The sequence below is a fragment of the uncultured Maricaulis sp. genome, from assembly GCF_947259345.1.
In the GTDB taxonomy this organism is placed as follows: Bacteria; Pseudomonadota; Alphaproteobacteria; order Caulobacterales; family Maricaulaceae; genus Maricaulis.
On the sequence record NZ_CAMYLS010000020.1, the window covers coordinates 14,709 to 36,124 of the forward strand.

Sequence of the window (21,416 nt, forward strand, 5' to 3'; positions counted from 1 at the left end):
TCCGACTGATATTTGCATCGCGACCGCACACGGGCGTGGCTTGCGCGGCGCGCTGCGGTCTTCATAGTGTCGCCCGAATGTGTCGGGAGGACTTCATGAAATCAATTATCGCGCTTGGAATGACAGTCTTTCTGTCTGCGGAAACACTGGCGCAGGACACTGTCCTGCCTTCGGCGGAGCAGGTGGAGACCGCGCAGGCCTTGATCGACGCCGCGCTCGACAGTGATCTGGGGTATGAGATTGTCGAATCTCTGACCACGCAGGTCGGTCCTCGCCTTGCAGGGTCGGAAGCCGAAGCCCGGGGCCGGGACTGGGGTGTCGCGCTGGGGGAGGAGCTCGGTTTCGACCGCGTTTCCGTCGAAGGTTTCACCATGCCATTCTGGACTCGCGGTGAGCTCGAAATCGTCATGACCGCGCCGTATGAACAGGCGCTCTATGGCTCGGCTCTGGGCGGATCGGGGCGCTCGCCGCGCCTCGGCGCCGTGGATGCCGAGATTGTCTATTTCCGCAACATTGATGCCCTGACTGCCATCGAGGATGGCGCCCTGGACGGCAAGATCGCCTTTGTCGACGGCGAAGCCATGGTGCCGAGCCAGACTGGCGCAGGCTATGGTCCGGCCAATCAGCGTCGCCGCATTGGTTGGCAGCATGCCGAGCGCGGCGGGGCGGACGCCCTTGTGGTGCGATCCGTCGGCTCGGACAGTCATCGCATGCCGCACACCGGCATGATGAGCTCGAACAATGGCGAATGGGCCGAGATCCCGGTGATCGCGATTTCCAATCCGGATGCCGATCATCTGCGACGCTTGCATAATTCCGGTCAGGCGATCGAGATGCGGATCCGCTCGACCGCCGGTTGGCGCGGCGAAGTCACCAGCGGCAATGTCGTGCTCGACCTGATCGGCCGGGAACTGCCGGACGAGATCGTCCTGATCGGCGGCCATCTGGACAGCTGGGATGAAGGCACCGGCGCCGTCGATGACGGGGCAGGCGTGGCCATCACCACGGCGGCTGCCGCCTTGATCGCGCAATTGCCCGAGCGTCCGCGCCGGACCATCCGGGTCGTCATGTTCGGGGCCGAGGAGGTCGGTCTTCTGGGCGCGCGCGCCTATGCCGAACAACATGCCGACGAGATCGCCAATCATGTCCTGGCGACCGAGTCCGATTTCGGGGCCCGCACGATCTGGCAGCTGGTTTCGAATGTCTCGGACGAGGCAAATCCGGCCATCGATGCCATCGGCGACGTGATTGCGCCCCTGGGCATCATCCGCGGTGGCTCCGACGTGCCGGGCGGTGGACCCGACATCATTCCGCTGGCCATGCAGGGTGTGCCGACCGTGCGCCTGAACCAGAACGGGTCCGATTATTTTGACCTGCACCACACGCCGGATGACACGCTGGACAAGATCGATCCGGACGAGCTGGCCCAGAATGTCGCGGCCTATGCGGCACTGGTCTATCTTGCGGCCGAACTGGATGTCGATTTCCGCGGCGAGTAACGCCTGGCCACTTCGCAAAACCTGTTTGTATCGAGCGGGCTACCCAAGGTAGCCCGCTCGTTTTGTTCTGCCCATTTTTGGCCCTGATTGATCCAGATTTCTTCGCAATCCGTCCCGCTTTGGTCGCAATGAAGAATTACCCCTTAACCATTCCAACGCTGGGGGGCGTCGGATTCGAGGGACACACTTCAACCCGGCCAATGATCCAGCGAGGGATCGGTCGACGGGGGATCCGATGGCAACGACGACGGTCAAGCAGAAGCGAAAACCCTGGTTTTCCTACATACTCATCATCATCGCCCTGGGAAGCGTGATCACCTTGTTCAATTCTGGCGCGCTCAATGCTGGCCGCGGCAGTTTTGGTCTGTTCGTCACCGACCTGTTCGACACGCTCATTTCCGGACGTGCCGACGCTGAGCCTGAACAGCCGGCCGCGGTGACGCTGGCCGATATCGGCGAGAGCGACGGCCTGTTCATTTCCGGATATCCCTCTTACGCCAGCATCAGCCTGCCGACGGTTCGCGATACACCTGTCAGCCAGGTGCGCCTCGTCCTGCAGGGCACGCAGGACCTGTCCGAAAGCGCCATTGCGGCCATGCGTGTCGTCGTGAATGGCGAGCGCGTCCTGGAACGCGTCCTGGTGCCGGGCACACGGGAATTTCGCTGGGTGGTCGCCCTGCCGGAAAGCGCGTTACATGGCCAGGAGCTGAATGTCGGCATCCAGCTTCATGGCGATTTGCCTGACGCGCTTTGCCACAATGACCGTTCCATTGGTGCTGTCGTGACCCTGGATTCGCGCTCGGGCATCGAAATGGATCTGCGCAGCGCCGTGTCGTCCCTGCGCGATGTGGTCAGCCTGCTGCCGGCCGAGGTCACCATTGCTGTCCCGGCCACCAGCGAAGCGGACTTCGTGCCCCTGGCGATGCGTTTGGGCGCGCGCATGACGCAGCGCGGCTATCAGGTGAAGTTCATGGATCTGGAGTCGCTGGACCGCTATCGCCTTGCCACGCGTGGCCTGATCCTGCTGGGGTCTGATACCCAGCTGGCGGCCAGCGGTTTCGAGCGCTTCGGCAATGACGAGCATGGCGGTGCGGCGACGCTGTGGCGCCAGGGAGACTTCGTCCATCTCGGTCTGACCGAGGCGGAGCGCATGGATGTCGCAGATTTCATCACCTCCGACATGCTGCCGCTGGCGCGCACGGCTTTCGTGTCCCCATCTCAGTTCGTTGAATCCCATGACGACGCGCTGATGACCCGCTTTGGCGATATCGGGGTGGACACGTCCATCCAGCGCATCGCCGAGGCGCGCAGCTGGGATATCGGCTACGGCCTGGCGAGCTTGCCGGATGGCCGTGTGCCGGACCGTCTGCGCCTGGCCATCCGCCTGCCGGAAGGCCCCGGGGATTTCACCAATCTCGTCCATACCGAGCTCAATGGTGTGCTGATTGATAGCCGACATATGGAAACCGGTCGCCTCAACATGTTCACGCTGAACCTGCCGCATGAGGTCCAGAATCTGCGCAATGACTTGCGCGTCTCGGTCCAGCGCCATCGCGAGGCGGGGGGCTGCACCATCACGGCGCGCCGCTACCCGGTTCAGCTGCTGCCGGAATCAGGATTTCTCTATGATGAGGTCTCCGAGCCGCTGGCTGGCCTGGCCGGGCTCCCGCATCTCTTCCGCGACCGGGTGGCCCTGCGTTTCCCGTCAGGCCTGGAAGGCCGGGAACGCCTGGCCGCGCTGGAATTGGGTTCCGAAGTTGTCGCCAGCTTTGTGCCGCTGACCGCGGTGATCGATTTCGACTATGTCGACCCCACCGCCGGTCGGGCCAATGATGCAGTCGAGCCGTTTATTGCGATCAATCACGCACCATCCAATGTCATGCTGCCAATCGGCGTTGAGGGTGATCGCCTGGTCATGCGGGATACACGCCGCGTCAACAGCGCAGAAATCCGCGCGGTCGCCAATGTCGGGATTTTGCAGGCTGTGACCGCCACCCTGGCGCGTCCTGGGCCGGGGCAGCCGGGTCGGGTTGTCGATATTCCCGGACTGGTCGCCCACGCGCTGGGCACGCCGCCCTCGCTGATGGCCTCGCCGATCGGCCAGGAACAGGTTTCGGTCGTGCATGATGAAGGCGCGGTCCTGACGCTGGACTAGCCGGTGAGCTGAGAACACCCGGCCACGGCCTTGGCCTATTTTGCAATGACCGGCGGTTTTTCGACCCGTTCAATGCGCTCCCCGTCCGGAACCGCGAGCGGTTTGGGCGGGTCGAAGCGTCGCTCTTTCGCCGAGCCTGGGTAAACGAGGGTCAGCGTCGCGCCGAGGGTGTAGTAGGATCGCAGCAGGCGGAAGGCCATGTAGGCGGGCATGTAGAGGATCAGGTCCGGGCGACGCCAGAAGGCGACCACTGCACAGGCCATGATGAAAGGCATGCCGAACATGACGGCCAGCACCGTGGTCAGGTGCGGGTGATCGTAAATGCCCCCATACAGGAAGAAGAGTACCGCGCCATAAATCGCCAGCGGGGCCATCATCGCCCGGCGCGCCCCATTGATCAGGGTGAAGGGCAGGACCACGGCGCCGGTGATCAGATTGCCCTGGAAGAGCATGCCGCGATTATGCGCGGAGACATGATACAGGCTGCGGAACCAGCGGGTGCGCTGTTCGCGCAGGAAATCCATGCTGTCGGGCACTTCGGTGCGGAATTTGACGCGCGGATCGGACACGGCGCGATAGCCCAGATTGGTCATGCGCAGGACGATGTCGGTGTCCTCGCCATTCATCTCCTCGACGATGCCACCCGCCTCCATCAGCACCTCGCGGCGATAGATGCAGAACATTCCGGGAATGCCCAAAATCCCGTTAAAGGCGCCCAAGGCGACCTGGAAGAAACCGTGCCGGTTAAGCACTTCGATCGTGCGGAATTTGTCGAGAAGACCGGTTTTCTTGAGAGGCAGGGGCAGCCCGCCGACCACGCCGACGGTCTTGCTCGCGAAATGGCGCATGGCCAAGCGCAGGGATTTCGGATCGATCTGGGTGTCGGCGTCAATGCGCACGACATAGTCTTCGCTGATCAGTTCGAGACCATGATTGAGCGCCTTGGCCTTGCCCGGGATGATGCTTTCAATGACCTCACCACGGGCGCAACGGCATTTGCCAATGGCCTGGCGGGCAATCTCGGCGGTGTCGTCGCTGGAGCAATTCTCCATCAACAGGATACGCACCGGGCCGTCATAATGGGCCGCGGCCTCGTCGATGGCGTCAATGGTCTGGGCGATAAGGTGGGATTCATTGTGGGCCGGGATCAGTACCGCGACCGGGGGCGAGTAGGCGCGTCGGCGTGACAGGGCGTTTCTTACCGTTCCCACCGCGGCCAGCTGGACGGTGAAGAATTGCTGCGCCAGGAAAACGCCGGGGCCCATACCGCCCAGCAGGGCGAGATTTCTCAACTGCTCGACTTCGGCATCATAAAGGGTGATCGCGACCACGGCGCCGATAGCGGCGACCAGGGCGGCGATGCTGACCATCCAGTATTCATAATAGCGGCCACGTCGGCGCACCGGCGATCCGCAAGGGCCGGGCAGGCGGGCCTGGTTGAGCACGGTATGGGGAAAGATCGCCAGGCCGGAAAGGCCGACCAGGATTTGCTGGACATGGACCGGCCAGACGGCGTCGGCTTGCTGCCAGGACAGGAGCGCCGCGCCATCGACAATGGCCGCCACCATGGCGAGCTTGATCAGGAAGCTGAAGCCGAGTTTGAGCCGGGCCAGGATCGGACCATGCGCATAGGCCGCGTAGACAATGAAGAAGATGACCAGGAAGATGCGGATGGGGAGCACCGCATTGAAGCGATCTGCCGTGAAGAAGATGAGATCGGTCGGTACGCTGCCCGGCCATTGTGCATTCGCCCAGGCCGCGGCCGAGAGCGCCAAAATGGTCAGGGCCAGAAAGCTGATCAGGAAGCCGTCCGTCACCGAGCGGTCGCGCTTGATGCTGATCCCCTTGGGGGCGCTGACGACGGACCGGAAGAAGTCGGCGGGCCGGGCCGTCTTGCTGGCGCCCGACCGGTTCTGGCGATCCTTGCCTGCCATGTACACTCCTGTCCCGCGACCGGTTTGCCGGTATGACTGCCAACTGAATGATCGCGCCCAATTTCGGCCCGGAAACCACCCTAAGACTTGAAAATATCAAGATTAAGGCGCCGAGGCGATGGTGAAACTCCGGCCACGGCGATATGCTCCAAGCAACCATACGGCATCTCGGGGGATCTGCCATGCCTCATCATTTGACCACCCTCCTGGCGGGCGTGAGCGCCCTGATCCTGCTACCGGCTGCGGCGACAGCCCAGCAGAGCCGGATCGAGTTCAGTTCCGACAATGCCGTTGAGCGATCCGATCCGTTCATCGACCAGGACGTGCTGGAGCCGCAAGGCGCGTTTGACCTCGAGACCGGCTTCGACAGCAATAACTGGCTGCGTATTGTCAAACCGGTCGGTGAGGGACGGGTCTGGCGCTTCGAACAGCAGGCCCGCCTGCGTCGTTATGAAGACCGGGACGATCTCAATTCCATCCTCTTCACGCCACGTGTCCAGTACTGGGCGCCGGTAGGCGAGCATTGGCAGATGCGCGCGATCGCAGAGGCGTCGGTACTGAACCGCGACAGCGATCGTCACTACACCCGTTTTCAGGCGGAGGGGCAGATGCGCTACCGGCCGGCGGCCAATCGCGAAACCGTGCTGCGCCTGCGCGCCAATCAATATGATTTCGGTGATCAGGTGGTGGCGGGTCTGGACCAGCGCCAGTGGCGGGTCGGGATCGAGCAATATGGCTATGGCGAGAACCGGCGCTCCGGCTGGTACCTGGCCGGCTTCTTCACATCATCGAGTGCTGATGCAGACCGCTTCAGTTTCTCGGAAACCGCCCTGCGCGCCCGCACCTGGCAGCCGCTGGGAGAAAATACGCGCGGTGAGCTCCGTCTGGAGGCCTCCCAGCGCAGTTATGACGGGCCTTTCTCGGCGGTCCAGATGTTTGATCGTGAGGATACGCGCTGGCGCGCCACCGGCCGTGTCGAGCATGGCCTGACGGATCAGGTCACGCTCTACGGCGAGGCGGGTTATGTCGACAATGAGTCCAATATCGACCTGCGCAGCTATTCCGGTGCCGTGTTCCAGATCGGCATACGCATCCGCAACCGCTGATCTGACCGTCTAGCTGCCGACAATGCCATAGGCACCACCACGCTCGATTGCGGCCTGGTAGGCCGGGCGGGCATGCATGCGGGCGACATAGGCCGTGAGGTTGGGATAGCGGCTGTCCAGCCCGCCGCGGGCCACGGCCGCTTCAAGCGGGAAGGTGAGCTGGATGTCCGCGCCGGTGAATGCATCGCCGGCAATCCACTCACGGCGGTCCAGATGGGATTCGATGAAGGTGAACAGCGACGACAATTCCGGGTCGACAAACCCGTCGCGCAGGCGGTTGGCGACCTGTTTGATGATCGGTTTGGCAAAGAAGGGCGCCTTTGATTTCTCGATCTGTCCGGTCAAGAGCTTCACCAGGAGCGGCGTCATCAGAGAGCCTTCGGCGAAATGCATCCAGTAGACATACTCGCGATGGGCCGCTGTCCCGGCTTCGGGCTTCAGGCCCGGTGCATAGGTGTCGACCAGGTATTCGACAATGGCACCTGACTCCGCGATGACGAGGTCGCCATCGGTAATGACCGGTGACTTGCCCAGCGGATGGATGTCCCGCAATTCCTTCGGCGCGCGCATCGTGGTCGTGTCGCGCTCATATTTGCGAATCTCATACTCAAGCCCGATCTCCTCCAACAGCCAGAGAATGCGTTGGGAGCGGGAATTGTTGAGATGATGGACAGTGATCATGGGCTCTACCTGACTGACGGGACCTCGTCAGGAGATAGGGGCCTTTGCCGGAAAGGCAAAGCCGATTGCGACCAAACTCAGTCCAGCTGGACGTCAATCACATCCGGCAGCGGCGCCGTCCAGCCGGGGGCGGGCTGATCGAGCGTGAGCCCGAGATGTCCCAGAATCCGTTCCAGCCCGTCAACAAGATCGGCCTCACCGTCGGCGAGGTCCAGCAATGTGTAACGGGACAGGGCAATCACGTCGCCGACATGGGTGTGACCATTATCGGCCAGACGGAAAGCGAACTCGAGCAGATGGCGTTGGCGGGCACACAGGGAGACCACATCGCGGTCAAGCAGGGAGGCCTGCGGCGGCGGGGCGAGCGAACGTGGCGCTGTCGCGCCGGTTTCTTCATCCCGATCTTCGGCGAAAACCGCCATGGCGAGCCCCATCAGTTGCGTGTATCGTCGCGATCAACACAACATATTGTGGAGTGGGTCGCCGGGCGCATAAATGCATATTCTATGCAGGGCAGGCATTGCCTGTGGATAACCGGGTGGGGCGGCGGCCGGGTGGACGTCAGATGTCGGACCAGATCACCGCCATGCCGAGCCGCCGGAAAATTTCGCTCCAATAATCCTGGAGCGCACCATGCTGCTCCGCCTCCCAGCTGTCGCGGGGGATGAGCTGAATCTCCAGATATACCCCGCGCAGGCTGTCGCCATAGGTATCCCGAATGGCCCTCGCGACCGTATCGGCGGGTGGGATGCGGTCTTCCAGCGCGCCTCGCCGGCGGCCATAGACCGAGAAGATGTCGGAATTCTGCAGCATATCCGAGATCAGAACGATGCGGCGGCCTGGCACGGTGGTGTCGAAAGTCGGGTCCTGGGCGAGGCGGGCCAGGGCTTCGATGATCGGACTCGACGGCGCATCCTTGGGCAAGACCAGGTCGGCAAGGGCGCGGTCCAGTGGCTCGGCAAAGAGCGCTTCATAGCGCGCCTGGACGCGTTCAGGGTTGCGATAGAGCGGATTGACCTGCTCGCCGGCGCCCGGATTGCACAGGGAGAAGCTGTTGGTATTGCGCAATTGCCCGCTCTCATTGAGCTCGTAGAGGGAGAGGCGCTCGCCGACGGCGAGGGAATCGCGCTGGGACAGGATCAGGTCTTCAATCCCTGCAGCCTGTTCCGGCGAGTAGAGATCGGTCTTGTCGATGACGACCGCCCGATGGGGCGGGAAGGAGTCGGCTAGGCACAGGGTCTGGCTGTCATACTCCTCCGGTGTCAGCGTGAGGTAGAGATAAGTGATGCCGCCGAGAACCGCGGCAATGATTGCCAGGTTCAGCAGGCCTATGGCGTCGCGTCCGGACATTGCCCCCTCCGTCGCTCCCCGTGAGCGCGCGGGCCAGCCCGGCCCGCGCGGATCACCTTAGCGGCGCCCGCTCGGACCGGCCAAGTCCTGACAGATATCATCGAGCAGATTTTTGGCTTCGACCAATTCTTCCAGTTCAGGCTGCGAGAGCTTTTTGGCGTCTTTCCAGCCCGCCTCCAATGCTTTTTCCAGGTCGCGTGAGGCCGTTTCCAGGCGACGGGTGACGCCGCCATAGCCCGGGATGGCATCATCGAAGGTGCGACCTTTGAAGGCCGCAATCGCGGCAAAAGTCGTGCCCAGAACGAAGAGCAGCAAGGCTTCCAGCGTCTGCAGGCCGAACGGATTGGTCCGGGCCTCGACGACTGGCGTGAGCACGGTTCCTGTCATCTCGGCACCGCCGAGGGCCAGGGTGGCCGCGTTCAGTTCGAGCAGGTCGCGGAAATGGGCCGCGGTCAGATTGAGCAGGATGAGCAGGGCGATGCCAACGGCCACACCCGCCGCAGCCAGGCCGGAGATGATCGGGCGATTGCGATTGGACATGTGACGCAGACCGATGAAACCGACCAGGAAGAAGGCGGCGATGACATTGGTGAAGGAGACGGTGATCGCCTGCAGCCAGCCACCGAGCAGGCCAAGATCCGAGCCCTTGGAGAAGAAATAGGCATTCGCCAGACCCTCAAACAGGACCAGGGTCGCCAGCACGGAGAAGTGCAGGATGTGCGAGCTGGGATAGATGGCAGCGCGGTCAATGGGCTTGACGGCCGGTTTGTCGGTACCGGCTGTATCCTCGACGGCGCCACCCCAGGTGCGACGGAATTTCAGCAGGTCTTCGCGACGAGCACGCGCGATCGCCCGGGCGCGGCCCAATTGGATCAAGGCGCCAGGCGCCCGGGTTTCGCGGAATTCGGCGAGATCGGGACGAAGTTCCAGATCAGCCTCAATAACGTTTTGATCTAAGGGCATGGCCTCCCCCTTTTGCGACCAAGCCGGATTGGCTCTGACACCATGGTTAATTTGCAATTGTGAAGCGAAATGGCTCGGATTGCGGCAATTTTGAGGGGAAACGCGCCTCATTCGTCGGGCAAGCTATTGAAGTCGGGTCCGGCGCGCCGCACCTTCTGACGCAAATCAGCATGAAGGGGGAGATCATGTCCGGCATCAAGACATCGCGCAGGGACCTGTTGAAGGGCGGCGCCGTCGCCGTTGTCACAGCCGGTGCAGCCGGCCCGGCGCTGGCCCGGCAGGAGGGTGCCGGTGCGGCAGGGGGCAGTACGCCCGCCGTGACCAGCGAGACGTTGCAATGTGCCGAATCCCTGTTTGATATCAGCTATACCGATGCCGAGCGGGAAATGGTCGTCGCCGAGATTGATGGCTGGATTGATCGCATGACGCGTCAGCGTGCGCACGCCAAGCCCAACACGCTGTCGCCCGCGACTGTCTTCGATCCGCGCTTGCGCTCGCGCACCTATCGTGACCCGGAAAGCCGGGTCACGCCGTCCGCCGACGCGGCAGGCCCCTTGCCGTCAGATCCGGCCGAAATTGCCTTCGCACCGGTCTGGAAGCAGGGGCAGTGGCTGCGCAGCGGGGCCCTTACGTCGCGCCGACTGACCGATATCTATCTCGACCGGATTGCGGCGCATGGGGCGAGGCTGGAATGTTTCGTCACCGTCACGCCGGAAATTGCCCGTGCCCAGGCGGATGCGGCTGATCGCGAACTGGCTGCTGGTGAGGATCGGGGGCCACTGCACGGCATTCCCTATGGCATGAAGGACATCATCGATGTCGCAGGTGTCCGCGCGACCTGGGGGGCCACGCCCTTTCAGGACCGGGTGGCCGAGATTGACGCGACCGCGACGACCAAATTGCGCGAGGCCGGCGCTGTCCTGCTGGGCAAGACCACCAATGGCGCGATTGCCTACGGCGATCGCTGGTTTGGCGGGATTACCCGCAATCCGTGGAATCTGGAGGAGGGGTCTTCCGGCTCCAGCGCAGGCTCTGCCTCGGCGACCGCCGCGGGTCTGGTGGCCTTCGGGATCGGGACTGAAACCCTCGGGTCGATTGTTTCACCGTCTAATCGTTGTGGCACAACCGGCCTGCGCCCAACCTTCGGGCGCGTGTCGCGCCATGGGGCGATGGCGCTTTGCTGGTCTCTCGACAAGATCGGCCCGATTTGCCGCTCTGTGGAAGATACCGGCTATGTCCTGGCCGCGTTGAACGGCTATGACGCCGCCGATGCCGGTTCGCTCGGGATGGGGTTGGAGATTGATGCCGGACGCTCCGTCGCCGGGATGCGGGTCGGCTATAATCCGGCCTGGTTTGACGCCGGCACGGATGCCGACCGTGCTGCGCTCGAGGCGGCCCGGGACGCCGGCGTGGAGCTGGTCGAGATCGAGCTGCCGGCACTGCCCTATGATGGCCTGTTCGCCGTAGTGGAGGCGGAATCAGCGGCGGCCTTCGAGCATCTCACCCTGTCCGGGGAGGATGACAGTCTGGTCTGGCAGGACCCGGCGGCCTGGCCGAATACCTGGCGCCGCGCCCGCTTCATCTCCGCGGTCGATCTGATCAATGTCGACCGGTTTCGTCGCGAGGTCATGGAGATGATGGACGGGGTGATGGACGGTCTGGACGCGATGATTGGCCCGAATTTCGCCAATGCGCTCCTGGTGATCACCAATTATACCGGCCATCCGCAACTGGCCTTCAAATCGGGCTATAATCAGGTCCCGACCCGGTCGATTTTCGGTGATCCGGTCAGCGAGAATGCCGCGACCCATCGCGTGCCCCAGACCACCAGTCTCTGGGCGCCGTTGTTCGAGGAGGGCAATCTGGTCGCGCTGGGGCGCGAGCTGGAACGCCGCCTCGCTGTCGCCGACGATCATCCGCCCGCCTTCCGCTAGGAGTTTATCATGAAATTCTATGATTACACCGCTGCCCCCAGCCCCCGCCGCGCCCGTATCCTGATGGCCGAGAAGGGGGTCGCCGTTCAGATGGAGCAGGTCGATCTCGGCGCCAAGGCGCAATTCGAGGAACCCTACCGCTCGATCAATCCGCGTTGCACCGTACCGGCTCTGGAGCTCGATGATGGTACCGTGCTCAGCGATAATGGCTCTATCGCTCGCTATTTTGAGGAGGTCTATCCCGATCCGCCGCTGTTGGGCCGCACGCCGATCGAGAAAGCACTGGTGGCGGAGTGGACGGCCCGGGTCGAGGGCGAGGGCCTGACGGGTGTCGCCGAGGCGTTGCGAAACCAGTCCGAGTTCTTCAAGGATTCGTCTGTTACAGGGCCGAATCGCTACGCCCAGGTGCCAGCACTCGTCGAGCGCGGCCGGGCGCGTGCGACCGCCTGCCTCAAGGACCTCGATGCGCGCCTGGGTGAGGCTGCCTATCTGGCTGGTGAGGCGTTCTCGGCTGCGGATATTGCCGCCTATGTCTTCGTGGACTTCACCCGCTGGATTAAGCTGCCTCTGCCCGATGGCCTCGATAATCTCGCACGGTGGCGTGAAGCGGTCGGTGCGCGTCCAAGCATAGAGGCCTGAACCGCCCACGGCCGGGCCGGCGATGACCTTGCCGCGCGGATCAAGGGTCACGCCCTGCGCGGCATTCTCAACGGCGCTGAGCGGTTTGACGTGTTCCGGCAGATGAGCGGTCAAGCCGCAGGCTTTCTGGGGCGAGGCCTTGCGGACGAAATGGACCGGGGCCCTTGATGGCGGGCAGGTCGACCTGGCTCACTCGGATTCCCCATTCTCCGACGGGCCGGGGTCATATTCCTCGAACCAGCGCAGGATTTCCGCGACCTTGGTCAGCAGGCGGCTGGGCCGTGAGTTGGATATGCCGTGGAAGCTCTCCGGAATGATGACGAGGCGGGTCGGCACGCCGTTCAGGTGGAGTGCGGAGTAGTATTGCTCCGTCTCGGCGCGCGGGGTCCGGATATCGGCCCCGCCGACCATCATCAGGGTCGGGGTTGTGACATTGCCCACCAGAGAGAGCGGCGACCGGCGCCAATACTCGTCAGGATCTTCCCACGGCGCACTGGCGAACCAGTAGCGGTAGAAGAATTGCGGCAGGTCGGAATAGAGCACAAAACTCGACCAGTTGATCACCGGCTTGACCGAGGCCGCCGCCGCGAAGCGGTCCGTATTGCCGACGATCCAGGCGGTCAGCAAGCCGCCACCCGAGCCGCCGGTCACGAAAAGCCGGTCGGGGTCGATGAAGCCGCGCTCCAGCATGTGATCGACCGCGCCCATCAAGTCATCATAATCCTCGCCCGGATAGGCATGGTGGATGAGATTGGCGAAGTCATAGCCATAGCTCGTTGAGCCGCGTGGATTGGTGTAGACGACAACATATCCCGCTGCCGCCATGAGCTGCAGCTCGGCCGAGAAGGTCGGGCCGTAGGCGGTGAAGGGGCCGCCATGGATTTCCAGGATCATCGGCCAGGTCTGCTCCGGGTCGAAATCGGGCGGGTAGAGCACCCAGCCGTGGATCTCGCGACCGTCGGCCGGTGAGGCCCAGCTGATCGCTTCGGCCGGCGACAGATCAACACCAGCCAGGACATCGCTATTGAGATCGGTCAGCCGGACGGTTTCGCCGCCGGTTCCGGTGACCGCCAATTCGGCTGGCATTTGTGGTGAGCCCAGCGTGAAGGCGACCGCTCCGCTTTGAGAGACAGAGTAGTCACCGCCCGTATAGGGGCGGCCGAAAGTGGCGCCGATCAGGCCGTCCGCAACAATGGTCAGCTCGCCATCGAGACTGACCTGTGCCACGCGCGTGGTCCCGCGATCATCGAACTGGACATAGATGCTGCGACTGTCAGAGGCCCATTGCGGATCGCCCACGGAACGATCGAGTGATGCGGTCAGTGAGCGGGTCTCGCCGGTCTCTGTTGCGCGCAGGTAGAGCTCGGTATTGTGATAGCCCATTTGTTCGTCATCGAAACCCAGATAGGCGATCCAGCGCCCGTCCGGCGAAGGGCGCGGAGATGTGTCGGGCCCGCGGCGATCGGTCAGTTGCGTGACCGCCCCGGTGGTGATGTCCAGGCGATGCAATTCGTTGTCGGGTGGAAGCTCGCCCAGCTGTTGGCGCCGGTCGGCGGAGAAGATGAGCGCCTCGCCGTCATGGCTGAATGCGAAATCTCCGGACCCGCCGAGTGCATCCTGGCTGAGCGCGGTGATGTCGCCGGTCTCAAGCTCGACCCGGTAGAAATATTGCGTGCCCGGAGGGATGGGGCCAGCCCCGTCGAGGCGGAAAAGGAGCCGGTTCTCAATCGCAGCGGCCGGCGCGCGCTCGGCGCCCTCCGGCGCGACGGGCAAGGCGGCGGCGGCCGGTCCGGGCTGGGTCCGGAAGACCGAATAGGCGAGGTAGCGACCATCGCGAGACCAGGCGAGGCCACCCGGGGCGCCGGGAAGTTCGGTAACCCGCCGATCCACGCCTTGGCGGTCGCGAACGTGCAGGTCGACACCACTGTCTCCGGCACGTGTGTAAGCCAGGTAGTGGCTGTCCGGTGACCAGCGTGGCATGCCGGTCGCGGTCGCGTCTTCCATGAGAGCGTGGTGACCGTTGCCGTCGGGCAGAATGAACCAGATCGAAGATCGGGTTTGGTCGCTCGCAGCATCGTTTGTGCGTCGCACATAGGCGATCACAGACCCGTCCGGTGCGAATTGAGGCTCCGAAGCCGCTTCAAGTTGAAATACGGTTTCCGCTTGAAGAGGCGTATCGCTTTGGCTCCATGCTGCGCCTGCGAAGGCGAGCACGGCAAGAAATCCTGTTATCGGTCTGATCACAAACACTCTCCGTTCATCCTCTTGGCGCAACCCGGCGCGATCTAGTCTCGCATGTCACACCGGCAGGTCATAGTTGTGTCTCTGTAGCAACAGAACGGCAAAAAGCGCGGCTTTTCGAACCTTCGGTGCGGTTTTTCGTGTGGGCGATACAGCAAATGTGCTTCACCCAAAGGGGCAATTCGATCAGATTGCCATTGCATGATGGGCGAGCGTCCCATTTGCCGCATCAAAAAGGGAATGGCGCAAAGATCGTCGTCCCAACGGGAGGAAGTTAGAGAATGTCATCCGCCAAACGCACAATTTTATTCGCCGCTGCTTCAGCGATCGCCATTTCCGGGGCATCAGCCTTTGCCCAGGAAGCCCGGTCGGTGGACGTGATCACCGTGACGGCTCAGAAACGCGAAGAGGGCATTCAGGACGTGCCGGTCGCCGTGACCGCTTACAGTGAAGAGCTGCTGTCCAATGCCGGCGTCAGCGACATCAAGGACCTTGCCGTCATCGCGCCGGGCCTGAACGTGACGTCGACGACCAACGAATTTTCGACCACCGCCCGTATTCGCGGCATCGGCACCGTCGGTGACAATCCGGGTCTGGAATCGTCCGTCGGCATCGTCATCAATGGCGTGCCGCGGTCCCGCAACGGCATCGGCTTCGGTGATCTTGGCGAGCTGCAGGCGATTGAAGTCCTGCGTGGACCACAAGGCACCCTGTTCGGCGCCAATACGTCTGCCGGCATCATCAATGTGCGCACCAAGCAGCCCGAGTTCGAATTCGGCGCGCATGCCGAAGCCTCTGTCTCCGGCGGTGGCGCCGATGGCTGGGGGCTTTCCGGCGGCATGACCGGCGGCCTGTCCGACAGCGTCGCAGCCCGCGTTTATGTCGCTCAGCGCCAGCGTGACGGCTACCAGTCGGTGAACACGCATGGTGGGCCGCGTACAGAGACTGAAGACGCCAATCAGGACTTTTACACCCTGAATGGTCAGCTGCTGTTTGAAATCAGCGACAATGTGACCTTGCTCCTTGGTGCTGATTACACCCAGCGTGACGAGGATTGCTGTGGTGCGCCGAGCCTGGTGTCGGGTGCGACATCGCCGATCATCAATGCACTGGTTCCGGGCGCCCGCCCGCTGCCGGGCTCAGAGGATCCCTTCTCCCGCCAGATCGACTCCAACCGCCCGACGACCCAGGAAATCGAAGATTCGGGCTTCCAGGGCGAGCTGAACTGGGCGTTCGATAATTTCGATCTCACCATCATCGCGTCTGACCGCAATTTCCAGCTGGCCTCCGCCCAGGACACCGACTTCACCGGCGCGGACATTGTGTATCGCCTTGCAGACGACAATACGGTCGAGTTTGACACCACTACGTTTGAGGCGCGCCTCGCCGGTTCGACCGAGAGCCTCGACTGGATGGTCGGGACCTACTTTTCGGATGAAACGCTTATCCGCCGCGACAGTATTCGCACCGGCGCTCATTTCGAGCCTTTCCTGTCATTGCTGGCCTCCAGTGGCGCGTCCGCGACCACGGTCACCGATCTGGCCAATGGCCTGGCAGGCTTGTCTGCCTTCCTCGGCAATCCGGTTCCCGGTTTTGTCGGCCTGGCGCCGGGTCAGGGCATTCCGGCCGGTGCCTGGAACGTCAATGGCGACCAGTACAATCAGGGTTCGGAAAGCCTGTCCTTCTTCACCCACAATACGTGGCACATGACGGACAGCACGGACCTGACCTTCGGTCTTCGTCATACTAGCACCGACAAGTCGGCGACCTTCGATTTCGGCGATAGCGTGAGCCCGGCCTGTGCGGTTTGGGAGCATGCCTTCGGGCCGGCGCTCGACTTCACCACGCCGGGTGCGCAGGCGCTTCTGGCGGCATTCTCCGGGGCCACGAGCCTGCCTGCGGCTTCGCTGGCGCAGCTGGGGACGTTCACCTGTCTGCCGCAAAGCCGTGATGTCTACTCGATGATCGACCACACGCAGTCGATCGAAGAGAATGAGATGTCGGGCCTGCTCTCGCTCTCGCATCGTTTCAACGACGACCTGCTCGTCTACGGGACGTATTCGCGCGGCTACAAGGCGGGTGGTTTCAACCTCGACCGCTTCACGCAGGCCGGCTCTGATCCTGTCAACTTCACCAATGTGCTGAGCAATCCGGAGTCCTATCCGGCTTCGTTCGAACCGGAGACGGTCGACAGCTTCGAGCTGGGTATCAAGACGGAGTGGGCGAATGATACCATCCTCGCCAACTTCTACCTGTTCCAGTCCGATTTCGGCACCTACCAGCTGAATACTTTCAACGGTATTGCCTTCTTTGTTACGACCATTGACGGCGCGCAGACGCGCGGCGCGGAGGCTGAAATCCTGTGGCTTCCGGAAAGCATGCCGGGCCTGACGGTTCAGGGTGGCGTGACCTATGCGGACGCAACCTATGACACGTTCGCACCGACCGGCACGCCGGATGTTGATCGTCTGTCGGGCCAGAACTTCTCCCTGGCGCCGGAATGGTACGCTTCGGGTGCCATCACCTATGAGGGCCAGTTCGAGAATGGCATGAACTGGTTGGCACACCTGGATGGCCGCTGGATGTCCGAACAGAACACCGGTTCCGATCTGGACCCGGAAAAGGTTCAGGATGCCTACGCCCTGTTCAATGGTCGCGTCGGAATCAGCAGCGAGAGCGACTCCTGGTCGCTGGAGATGTGGGGCCGCAATCTTCTGGACGAGGAATATATCCAGGTCGGCTTTGATGGACCGTTCCAGTCCGGCTCGTTCAACGGCTTCCTCGGTACGCCGCGGACCTATGGTCTGACCTTGCGCCTGCGCAACTAGGCACTTCCTCACCGAATGCTCGAAGGGCCGGAGCGCAAGCTCCGGCCCTTTTTGTATCACCAGGCGCTGCTTGCCCTATGGAGGTGCCTGACCTTTAATGTTATTTCCCGAGTGGACGTTGGCCTTCAATCCGCCTTTTTCCGGTGATGTCTGGCCACACTCTATGGATGAATCATGTTCGACCTCGCCATGACACCCCGCATACGAAAAACGCTGCTGATGGTGGCCGGAATCGTCTTGTTCGCTGCCGTGATCCTGTTTTCTTTCGGGCCCTTCTCGGTTGGCGCCATCGAATCACGCCTGGCATCGGGCGCCCGTGACGCGCTAACGCTGCGCGGGCATGACTGGGCCAGCGTCCGGATGGACGGTCAACGCGCCATCCTGACCGGTGCCGCGCCGGACGATGAAGCGCGAGCCGACGCCCTCGACACGGTGCTGTCGTCTACCTGGAGCGGCGGTGTGGTTGCGGGCGGTGTGACGCGTGTCATTGATGAGACCATCGAAGCCCGCCTCCAGTCCGGCTTTGTTTTCCGCGCGGATGTGGCGATGAATGGCCGCGTCCTTGTGCGTGGCGATGCGACGGACGCCGGCGCCCGCGACGCCATCGCCAGTTACGCGGCCGCGAATTTTCCGCAGGGCGCAGACACCGATCTAACACTTGTCCCCGGGGGCTCGGCCTCACCGGACTGGGAAGAGGCGGCCAAGCGTCTGCTCGGACAGCTCGCCCGGCTCGAGCGCGGCGCCGTTGTTTTGCGCGGTGAGCAGGGCGCCCTGGTCGGTGACGCGCCCAACCCGCAAGTCGCGCAATCGGTCAGCCAGGCGCTCGCCGCCATGCCGGTGCCGTTCAGGGCTGCCAGTGTGGTCACGCCATCCGGGGCGCCCGCCGTCGTCCGGGTCGAGGATGTGGCCGCCTGTTCGGCAGTCATTCTGGCCGCCCAGGGCACTGAGACCTTGCGTTTTGAACGGGCCGGTTCCACGCCGAGCCCCTTCACCTCGGTGGCCCTGCGCCGGGTCGGGCGCATGTTCGCGACCTGTCCGGATGACGCGGCCATGACCGTGTCCATTCGCCGCCAGTCGAATGATGCCGAGCTCGATTCGGCGCGGGTCGCGGAAGTGACCAATCTGGTTAGCGGTGTGGTCACCGAGAATACACGCATCTCCGTTGTGCTGGTGGATCGCCAGGACAGCGCCATATCATTCGCAATTGCGCCGCTTGAGGGCTGAAGCATGTTTTACCTGATCTGGGAAATGGGGATTTTGCTGGTGCTGGCCGTCGGATTCGGCGTTTTCGTTGGTTACCAGCTCTGGTCCGGTGATGCTCGCAGCGCCGAAGCCGACGCCGCCATCGCCGAGAATGCCCGACTGCGCCAGGAGAATGAAAATCTGGCACGTCGGCTGGGAGAGGCCGAAAGCGTCGTTCGCAACGCGAGTGCTGAAGCTGCCCCGGCACCAGAGCTGTCGACTATTCCCGAGACGGCTCCGGTCGAGGCGCCTCCCGCAAAGTCCGCACCAGGCAAGCCCAAGCCCAAGGCGAAGCCGGCCTCAACGGCGAAGCCGAAAGGGAAGGCCGCTTCCAAGTCGGGCGCGAATGAGGCGTCTTCTGATGATTTGAGTGTGATCAAGGGATTGGGGCCGAAAGCGGCGACCGCCCTGAACGCGGAGGGTGTCACCTCGGTGAGCCAGATTGCGGCCTGGACGGATGAGGACATTGATCGCTGGGACGACAAGATAAATGGTCGCGGGCGCATTCGTCGCGATGACTGGGTCGGGCAGGCGAAGGCGCTGGCAGGCTGATCCGGGTATGGATCGGGACGAATTCAACCGTTTCTGCAACGGCCTGACCGCGACCTCACACGTCGTACAATGGGGCGGCGCGGATGTCTGGAAAGTCGGCGGCAAGGTGTTCGCCGTCGCCGGTTGGTCCGATCGCGACCATGCGGGCATTTCCTTCAAGGTAACGCCGCTCTCCTTCGAAATTCTCAAGGAGCAGGACGGGCTTCGCCCGGCCCCTTACCTTGCATCGCGGGGCATGACCTGGATTCAGTCTCACGCCCCTGGCGCGCTCACGGAGGATGACCTGCAGGCCTATCTCGAGCGCTCGCATGCCATCATCGCCGCCGGTCTGTCCAAGAAGAAACAGCGCGAGCTGGGTTTGCTGCCGGAGGCTTGAGCGGCGTCAGCGGCCTGCGGCATTGGCGAGGATTTCGCGCGCATCATAGACGCGAACATCCTGAGGGCGCGGGCCCGAGCGGACCAGGACTTCCAGCGAGACCGATTTCTCGCCGGCCGAGGCGTCGAAATTCAGACCGATACCGACCCCGCGGGACGAATATCCGCGCGAGCCCGTCGAAATCCCGATGCCGGTCGAGACACCCACCGGATTGCGATCATTGCCCTCGGCATTGCGGCTGGTGACAAGGAACCACTCGCCACCCTGTTCCAGCGTGACCTCGGCAGCCCGGCGCAACGCCATCAATTCCACCTCGTCAAACGCCATGTCCGAACCGGCTTCGAAGCGGATCCGGAAACGGTCCTGCTCGATACGCGTCTGTGACCAGCCGCGATCACTGCCATTGGCCGGGCCATACGTGGTTGGCGCGGACGCGCAGGCGGCGAGACTCAGCATGGCCAGGGTAACCAGGGTGCGCTTCATGTCGTAACCTCGCTGTTGAGACCTGCGCACTGTGCCATGCTTTGGCTGTCTCGCGCATGAATGACTTGAACGCGGCAGGCGGGTGTGCGTGTTTTGTGAGGTTGAACACGCATCGCGAGCAGCTTGTTTTGAGGGGGTTTCATGAAAATCAGACCTATGTTCTGCGCTGTCTTGGCGGCTATGGCCCTGAGCGCTACTGCCGAGGCACAGGGCGAGTTGTCCTATTCGCAGGCTTTGCGCGACGGCCGATATCTGGACGCGCTCGACCTTATCGAGGCACCGGCCAATTTCCCGCCGGAAGTCGCCAGCCAGATCGTCGCGCAGTTCGAGCGATCAGTCTATTCCATGACGGGGCGGCATTTTCTCGGATACGGCATGACGGAGGGCTGGGAGCCGGTGGAACCCGGCGAAGCGCTGGACCCGGTTCTGGCAAGTCTGTTTCCGGTCGATGCCGTGGACGCCATTGCCGAGGCCGCGACCGGGCGACAAGTCGTGATCATCAATGAAGCCCATAATGACGCCCGGCACCGTGCTTTCGCGACGCGTCTGTTGCGTCGGCTGGCCGATGATGGATTTACACACTTTGCCGCGGAAACCTTCGGTCGTCCCGAGCAGGTCGAAGAGGCGGTTTCACTGGGATATCCGACCCGGAATACGGGATTCTATTCAATGGAGCCGGTGTTCGGCGACCTGGTTCGCTCGGCGATGGCGATGGGTCTGGGCCTGGTGCGATACGAAGTCACCATGGAGCAACGCTGTAGCGGCGAGTGTGACCAGGCGGCCCAGATCCGGGCCCGGGAGCGCGCGCAGGCGACCAATCTTGCCGCTTTCCTGGATGCCAATCCGGACAGCCGGGTCGTGGTCTTTGTCGGTTATCAGCATCTTGACGAAACCGGCGACGAAAATGGCGACGGCGTCCTGGAAGGCTGGATGGCAGCCGAGCTCACGGCCCTGACCGGGATCGACCCGCTGACGGTCGATCAACAACAGGGCACGATCTATGGTAGCGGCTACAACCCGCCCGTCCCGGTCGGTCTGGCTGAACATTTTGACATCACACGTCCCACCACGTTCCGCGACACGAATGGCGGCTGGTTCAGCGACACATTCCAGCGCACGGTCGACATGCTGGTCGTGCACCCTTTCTTGCAACTTGGCCCGGGCGGCCGTCCGGACTGGATGGCAATGGATGGATACCGTTCGCCCCACATTGTCGCCGCCGAGAGCCTGCCGGTCACCGGTCCATTCCTTGTCCAGGCCTTCGTCGCGGACGAGGGGGATGGTGCCATTCCGATGGACCAGTACCTGGTACGGGAAGGCGAGACCGGTCCGGTCACATTGATGCTGCCGGCGGGTCGCTATCGTCTCATGCTCCAATCCGCCGGTGAGGCGGATCGGGAACTGGGCGAGATCGAAATGCCGTAGGCGGGCTC

General features: G+C 62.9%; 17 protein-coding genes. 10 read left to right on the top strand and 7 right to left on the bottom strand.

Annotation, left to right across the window (positions count from 1 at the left end):
• The first annotated feature begins 119 nt into the window (after window positions 1-119).
• Together Q0X62_RS09460 and Q0X62_RS09465 are read left to right on the top strand one after the other, a co-directional pair.
• On the top strand, window positions 120-1,499 hold the full coding sequence (locus tag Q0X62_RS09460; protein ID WP_366946137.1) for a M20/M25/M40 family metallo-hydrolase: 1,380 nt from the start codon (window positions 120-122) through the stop codon (window positions 1,497-1,499).
• Window positions 1,500-1,734: 235 nt separating this feature from the next.
• Window positions 1,735-3,654: a hypothetical protein gene (locus Q0X62_RS09465; RefSeq protein WP_297734605.1), complete on the top strand. Its 1,920-nt coding sequence runs from the start codon at window positions 1,735-1,737 to the stop codon at window positions 3,652-3,654.
• A 35-nt stretch (window positions 3,655-3,689) separates the two neighbouring features.
• Here the strand turns inward: Q0X62_RS09465 and Q0X62_RS09470 are convergent, their stop codons facing one another.
• Entirely contained in the window at window positions 3,690-5,588 is a 1,899-nt protein-coding gene (locus Q0X62_RS09470; RefSeq protein ID WP_297734608.1) for a glycosyltransferase family 2 protein, read from the bottom strand.
• Window positions 5,589-5,770: 182 nt separating this feature from the next.
• On the opposite strand from Q0X62_RS09470, the gene Q0X62_RS09475 reads away from it, so the two are divergent.
• Window positions 5,771-6,694 carry a hypothetical protein gene (locus Q0X62_RS09475; RefSeq protein ID WP_297734611.1) on the top strand — a complete coding sequence of 308 codons (924 nt, stop codon included), beginning with the start codon at window positions 5,771-5,773 and terminating at the stop codon, window positions 6,692-6,694.
• A 9-nt stretch (window positions 6,695-6,703) separates the two neighbouring features.
• Here the strand turns inward: Q0X62_RS09475 and Q0X62_RS09480 are convergent, their stop codons facing one another.
• The 4 genes from Q0X62_RS09480 to Q0X62_RS09495 form a co-directional block, all read right to left on the bottom strand.
• Entirely contained in the window at window positions 6,704-7,375 is a 672-nt protein-coding gene (locus tag Q0X62_RS09480; RefSeq protein WP_297734614.1) for a glutathione S-transferase, read from the bottom strand.
• A gap of 77 nt (window positions 7,376-7,452) precedes the next feature.
• Complete coding sequence (locus tag Q0X62_RS09485; RefSeq protein ID WP_297734617.1) at window positions 7,453-7,797, bottom strand: hypothetical protein; 345 nt, start codon at window positions 7,795-7,797, stop codon at window positions 7,453-7,455.
• A gap of 139 nt (window positions 7,798-7,936) precedes the next feature.
• Entirely contained in the window at window positions 7,937-8,725 is a 789-nt protein-coding gene (locus Q0X62_RS09490) for a hypothetical protein (RefSeq protein WP_297734620.1), read from the bottom strand.
• Between the two features lie 57 nt (window positions 8,726-8,782).
• Complete coding sequence (locus tag Q0X62_RS09495; RefSeq protein ID WP_297734623.1) at window positions 8,783-9,688, bottom strand: hypothetical protein; 906 nt, start codon at window positions 9,686-9,688, stop codon at window positions 8,783-8,785.
• 185 nt (window positions 9,689-9,873) lie between these two features.
• Here Q0X62_RS09495 and Q0X62_RS09500 point away from each other — a divergent pair, with 185 nt between their 5' ends.
• Both Q0X62_RS09500 and Q0X62_RS09505 read left to right on the top strand, forming a co-directional pair.
• Window positions 9,874-11,622 carry an amidase gene (locus Q0X62_RS09500; protein ID WP_297734625.1) on the top strand — a complete coding sequence of 583 codons (1,749 nt, stop codon included), beginning with the start codon at window positions 9,874-9,876 and terminating at the stop codon, window positions 11,620-11,622.
• A 9-nt stretch (window positions 11,623-11,631) separates the two neighbouring features.
• Window positions 11,632-12,261 carry a glutathione S-transferase family protein gene (locus Q0X62_RS09505; protein ID WP_297734628.1) on the top strand — a complete coding sequence of 210 codons (630 nt, stop codon included), beginning with the start codon at window positions 11,632-11,634 and terminating at the stop codon, window positions 12,259-12,261.
• 189 nt (window positions 12,262-12,450) lie between these two features.
• On the opposite strand, the gene Q0X62_RS09510 is transcribed toward Q0X62_RS09505, so the two are convergent.
• Window positions 12,451-14,265 (bottom strand): S9 family peptidase, encoded by a 1,815-nt coding sequence (locus tag Q0X62_RS09510; protein WP_297734631.1) that lies wholly within the window; start codon window positions 14,263-14,265, stop codon window positions 12,451-12,453.
• 518 nt (window positions 14,266-14,783) lie between these two features.
• Here Q0X62_RS09510 and Q0X62_RS09515 point away from each other — a divergent pair.
• The 4 genes from Q0X62_RS09515 to Q0X62_RS09530 all read left to right on the top strand — a co-directional run bounded on the left by Q0X62_RS09515 (window position 14,784) and on the right by Q0X62_RS09530 (window position 19,500).
• Window positions 14,784-17,330 carry a TonB-dependent receptor gene (locus Q0X62_RS09515; RefSeq protein ID WP_297734634.1) on the top strand — a complete coding sequence of 849 codons (2,547 nt, stop codon included), beginning with the start codon at window positions 14,784-14,786 and terminating at the stop codon, window positions 17,328-17,330.
• Window positions 17,331-17,504: 174 nt separating this feature from the next.
• Window positions 17,505-18,554: a hypothetical protein gene (locus tag Q0X62_RS09520; protein ID WP_297734637.1), complete on the top strand. Its 1,050-nt coding sequence runs from the start codon at window positions 17,505-17,507 to the stop codon at window positions 18,552-18,554.
• 3 nt (window positions 18,555-18,557) lie between these two features.
• Window positions 18,558-19,124 carry a hypothetical protein gene (locus Q0X62_RS09525; protein WP_297734640.1) on the top strand — a complete coding sequence of 189 codons (567 nt, stop codon included), beginning with the start codon at window positions 18,558-18,560 and terminating at the stop codon, window positions 19,122-19,124.
• A gap of 7 nt (window positions 19,125-19,131) precedes the next feature.
• Window positions 19,132-19,500, top strand: a complete 369-nt coding sequence (locus Q0X62_RS09530; protein ID WP_297734642.1) for an MmcQ/YjbR family DNA-binding protein — start codon at window positions 19,132-19,134, stop codon at window positions 19,498-19,500.
• A 6-nt stretch (window positions 19,501-19,506) separates the two neighbouring features.
• On the opposite strand, the gene Q0X62_RS09535 is transcribed toward Q0X62_RS09530, so the two are convergent.
• The gene (locus Q0X62_RS09535; RefSeq protein ID WP_297734645.1) at window positions 19,507-19,983 is read right to left on the bottom strand and encodes a hypothetical protein; all 477 of its coding nucleotides are present in this window, start codon (window positions 19,981-19,983) and stop codon (window positions 19,507-19,509) included.
• Between the two features lie 141 nt (window positions 19,984-20,124).
• On the opposite strand from Q0X62_RS09535, the gene Q0X62_RS09540 reads away from it, so the two are divergent.
• Complete coding sequence (locus Q0X62_RS09540) at window positions 20,125-21,408, top strand: hypothetical protein (protein ID WP_297734648.1); 1,284 nt, start codon at window positions 20,125-20,127, stop codon at window positions 21,406-21,408.
• Window positions 21,409-21,416: the final 8 nt, after the last annotated feature.

Excerpts from the sequence above, each read along its gene's own strand:
- Q0X62_RS09535 (WP_297734645.1), bottom strand. The coding sequence starts at position 19,983 with ATGAAGCGCACCCTGGTTACCCTGGCCATGCTGAGTCTCGCCGCCTGC.
- Q0X62_RS09480 (WP_297734614.1), bottom strand. The coding sequence starts at position 7,375 with ATGATCACTGTCCATCATCTCAACAATTCCCGCTCCCAACGCATTCTC.
- Q0X62_RS09470 (WP_297734608.1), bottom strand. The coding sequence starts at position 5,588 with ATGGCAGGCAAGGATCGCCAGAACCGGTCGGGCGCCAGCAAGACGGCC.
- Q0X62_RS09520 (WP_297734637.1), top strand. The coding sequence starts at position 17,505 with ATGTTCGACCTCGCCATGACACCCCGCATACGAAAAACGCTGCTGATG.
- Q0X62_RS09540 (WP_297734648.1), top strand. The coding sequence starts at position 20,125 with ATGAAAATCAGACCTATGTTCTGCGCTGTCTTGGCGGCTATGGCCCTG.
- Q0X62_RS09460 (WP_366946137.1), top strand. The coding sequence starts at position 120 with ATGACAGTCTTTCTGTCTGCGGAAACACTGGCGCAGGACACTGTCCTG.
- Q0X62_RS09500 (WP_297734625.1), top strand. The coding sequence starts at position 9,874 with ATGTCCGGCATCAAGACATCGCGCAGGGACCTGTTGAAGGGCGGCGCC.
- Q0X62_RS09465 (WP_297734605.1), top strand. The coding sequence starts at position 1,735 with ATGGCAACGACGACGGTCAAGCAGAAGCGAAAACCCTGGTTTTCCTAC.
- Q0X62_RS09485 (WP_297734617.1), bottom strand. The coding sequence starts at position 7,797 with ATGGCGGTTTTCGCCGAAGATCGGGATGAAGAAACCGGCGCGACAGCG.
- Q0X62_RS09490 (WP_297734620.1), bottom strand. The coding sequence starts at position 8,725 with ATGTCCGGACGCGACGCCATAGGCCTGCTGAACCTGGCAATCATTGCC.
- Q0X62_RS09525 (WP_297734640.1), top strand. The coding sequence starts at position 18,558 with ATGTTTTACCTGATCTGGGAAATGGGGATTTTGCTGGTGCTGGCCGTC.
- Q0X62_RS09510 (WP_297734631.1), bottom strand. The coding sequence starts at position 14,265 with ATGGAAGACGCGACCGCGACCGGCATGCCACGCTGGTCACCGGACAGC.
- Q0X62_RS09475 (WP_297734611.1), top strand. The coding sequence starts at position 5,771 with ATGCCTCATCATTTGACCACCCTCCTGGCGGGCGTGAGCGCCCTGATC.
- Q0X62_RS09505 (WP_297734628.1), top strand. The coding sequence starts at position 11,632 with ATGAAATTCTATGATTACACCGCTGCCCCCAGCCCCCGCCGCGCCCGT.
- Q0X62_RS09530 (WP_297734642.1), top strand. The coding sequence starts at position 19,132 with ATGGATCGGGACGAATTCAACCGTTTCTGCAACGGCCTGACCGCGACC.
- Q0X62_RS09495 (WP_297734623.1), bottom strand. The coding sequence starts at position 9,688 with ATGCCCTTAGATCAAAACGTTATTGAGGCTGATCTGGAACTTCGTCCC.
- Q0X62_RS09515 (WP_297734634.1), top strand. The coding sequence starts at position 14,784 with ATGTCATCCGCCAAACGCACAATTTTATTCGCCGCTGCTTCAGCGATC.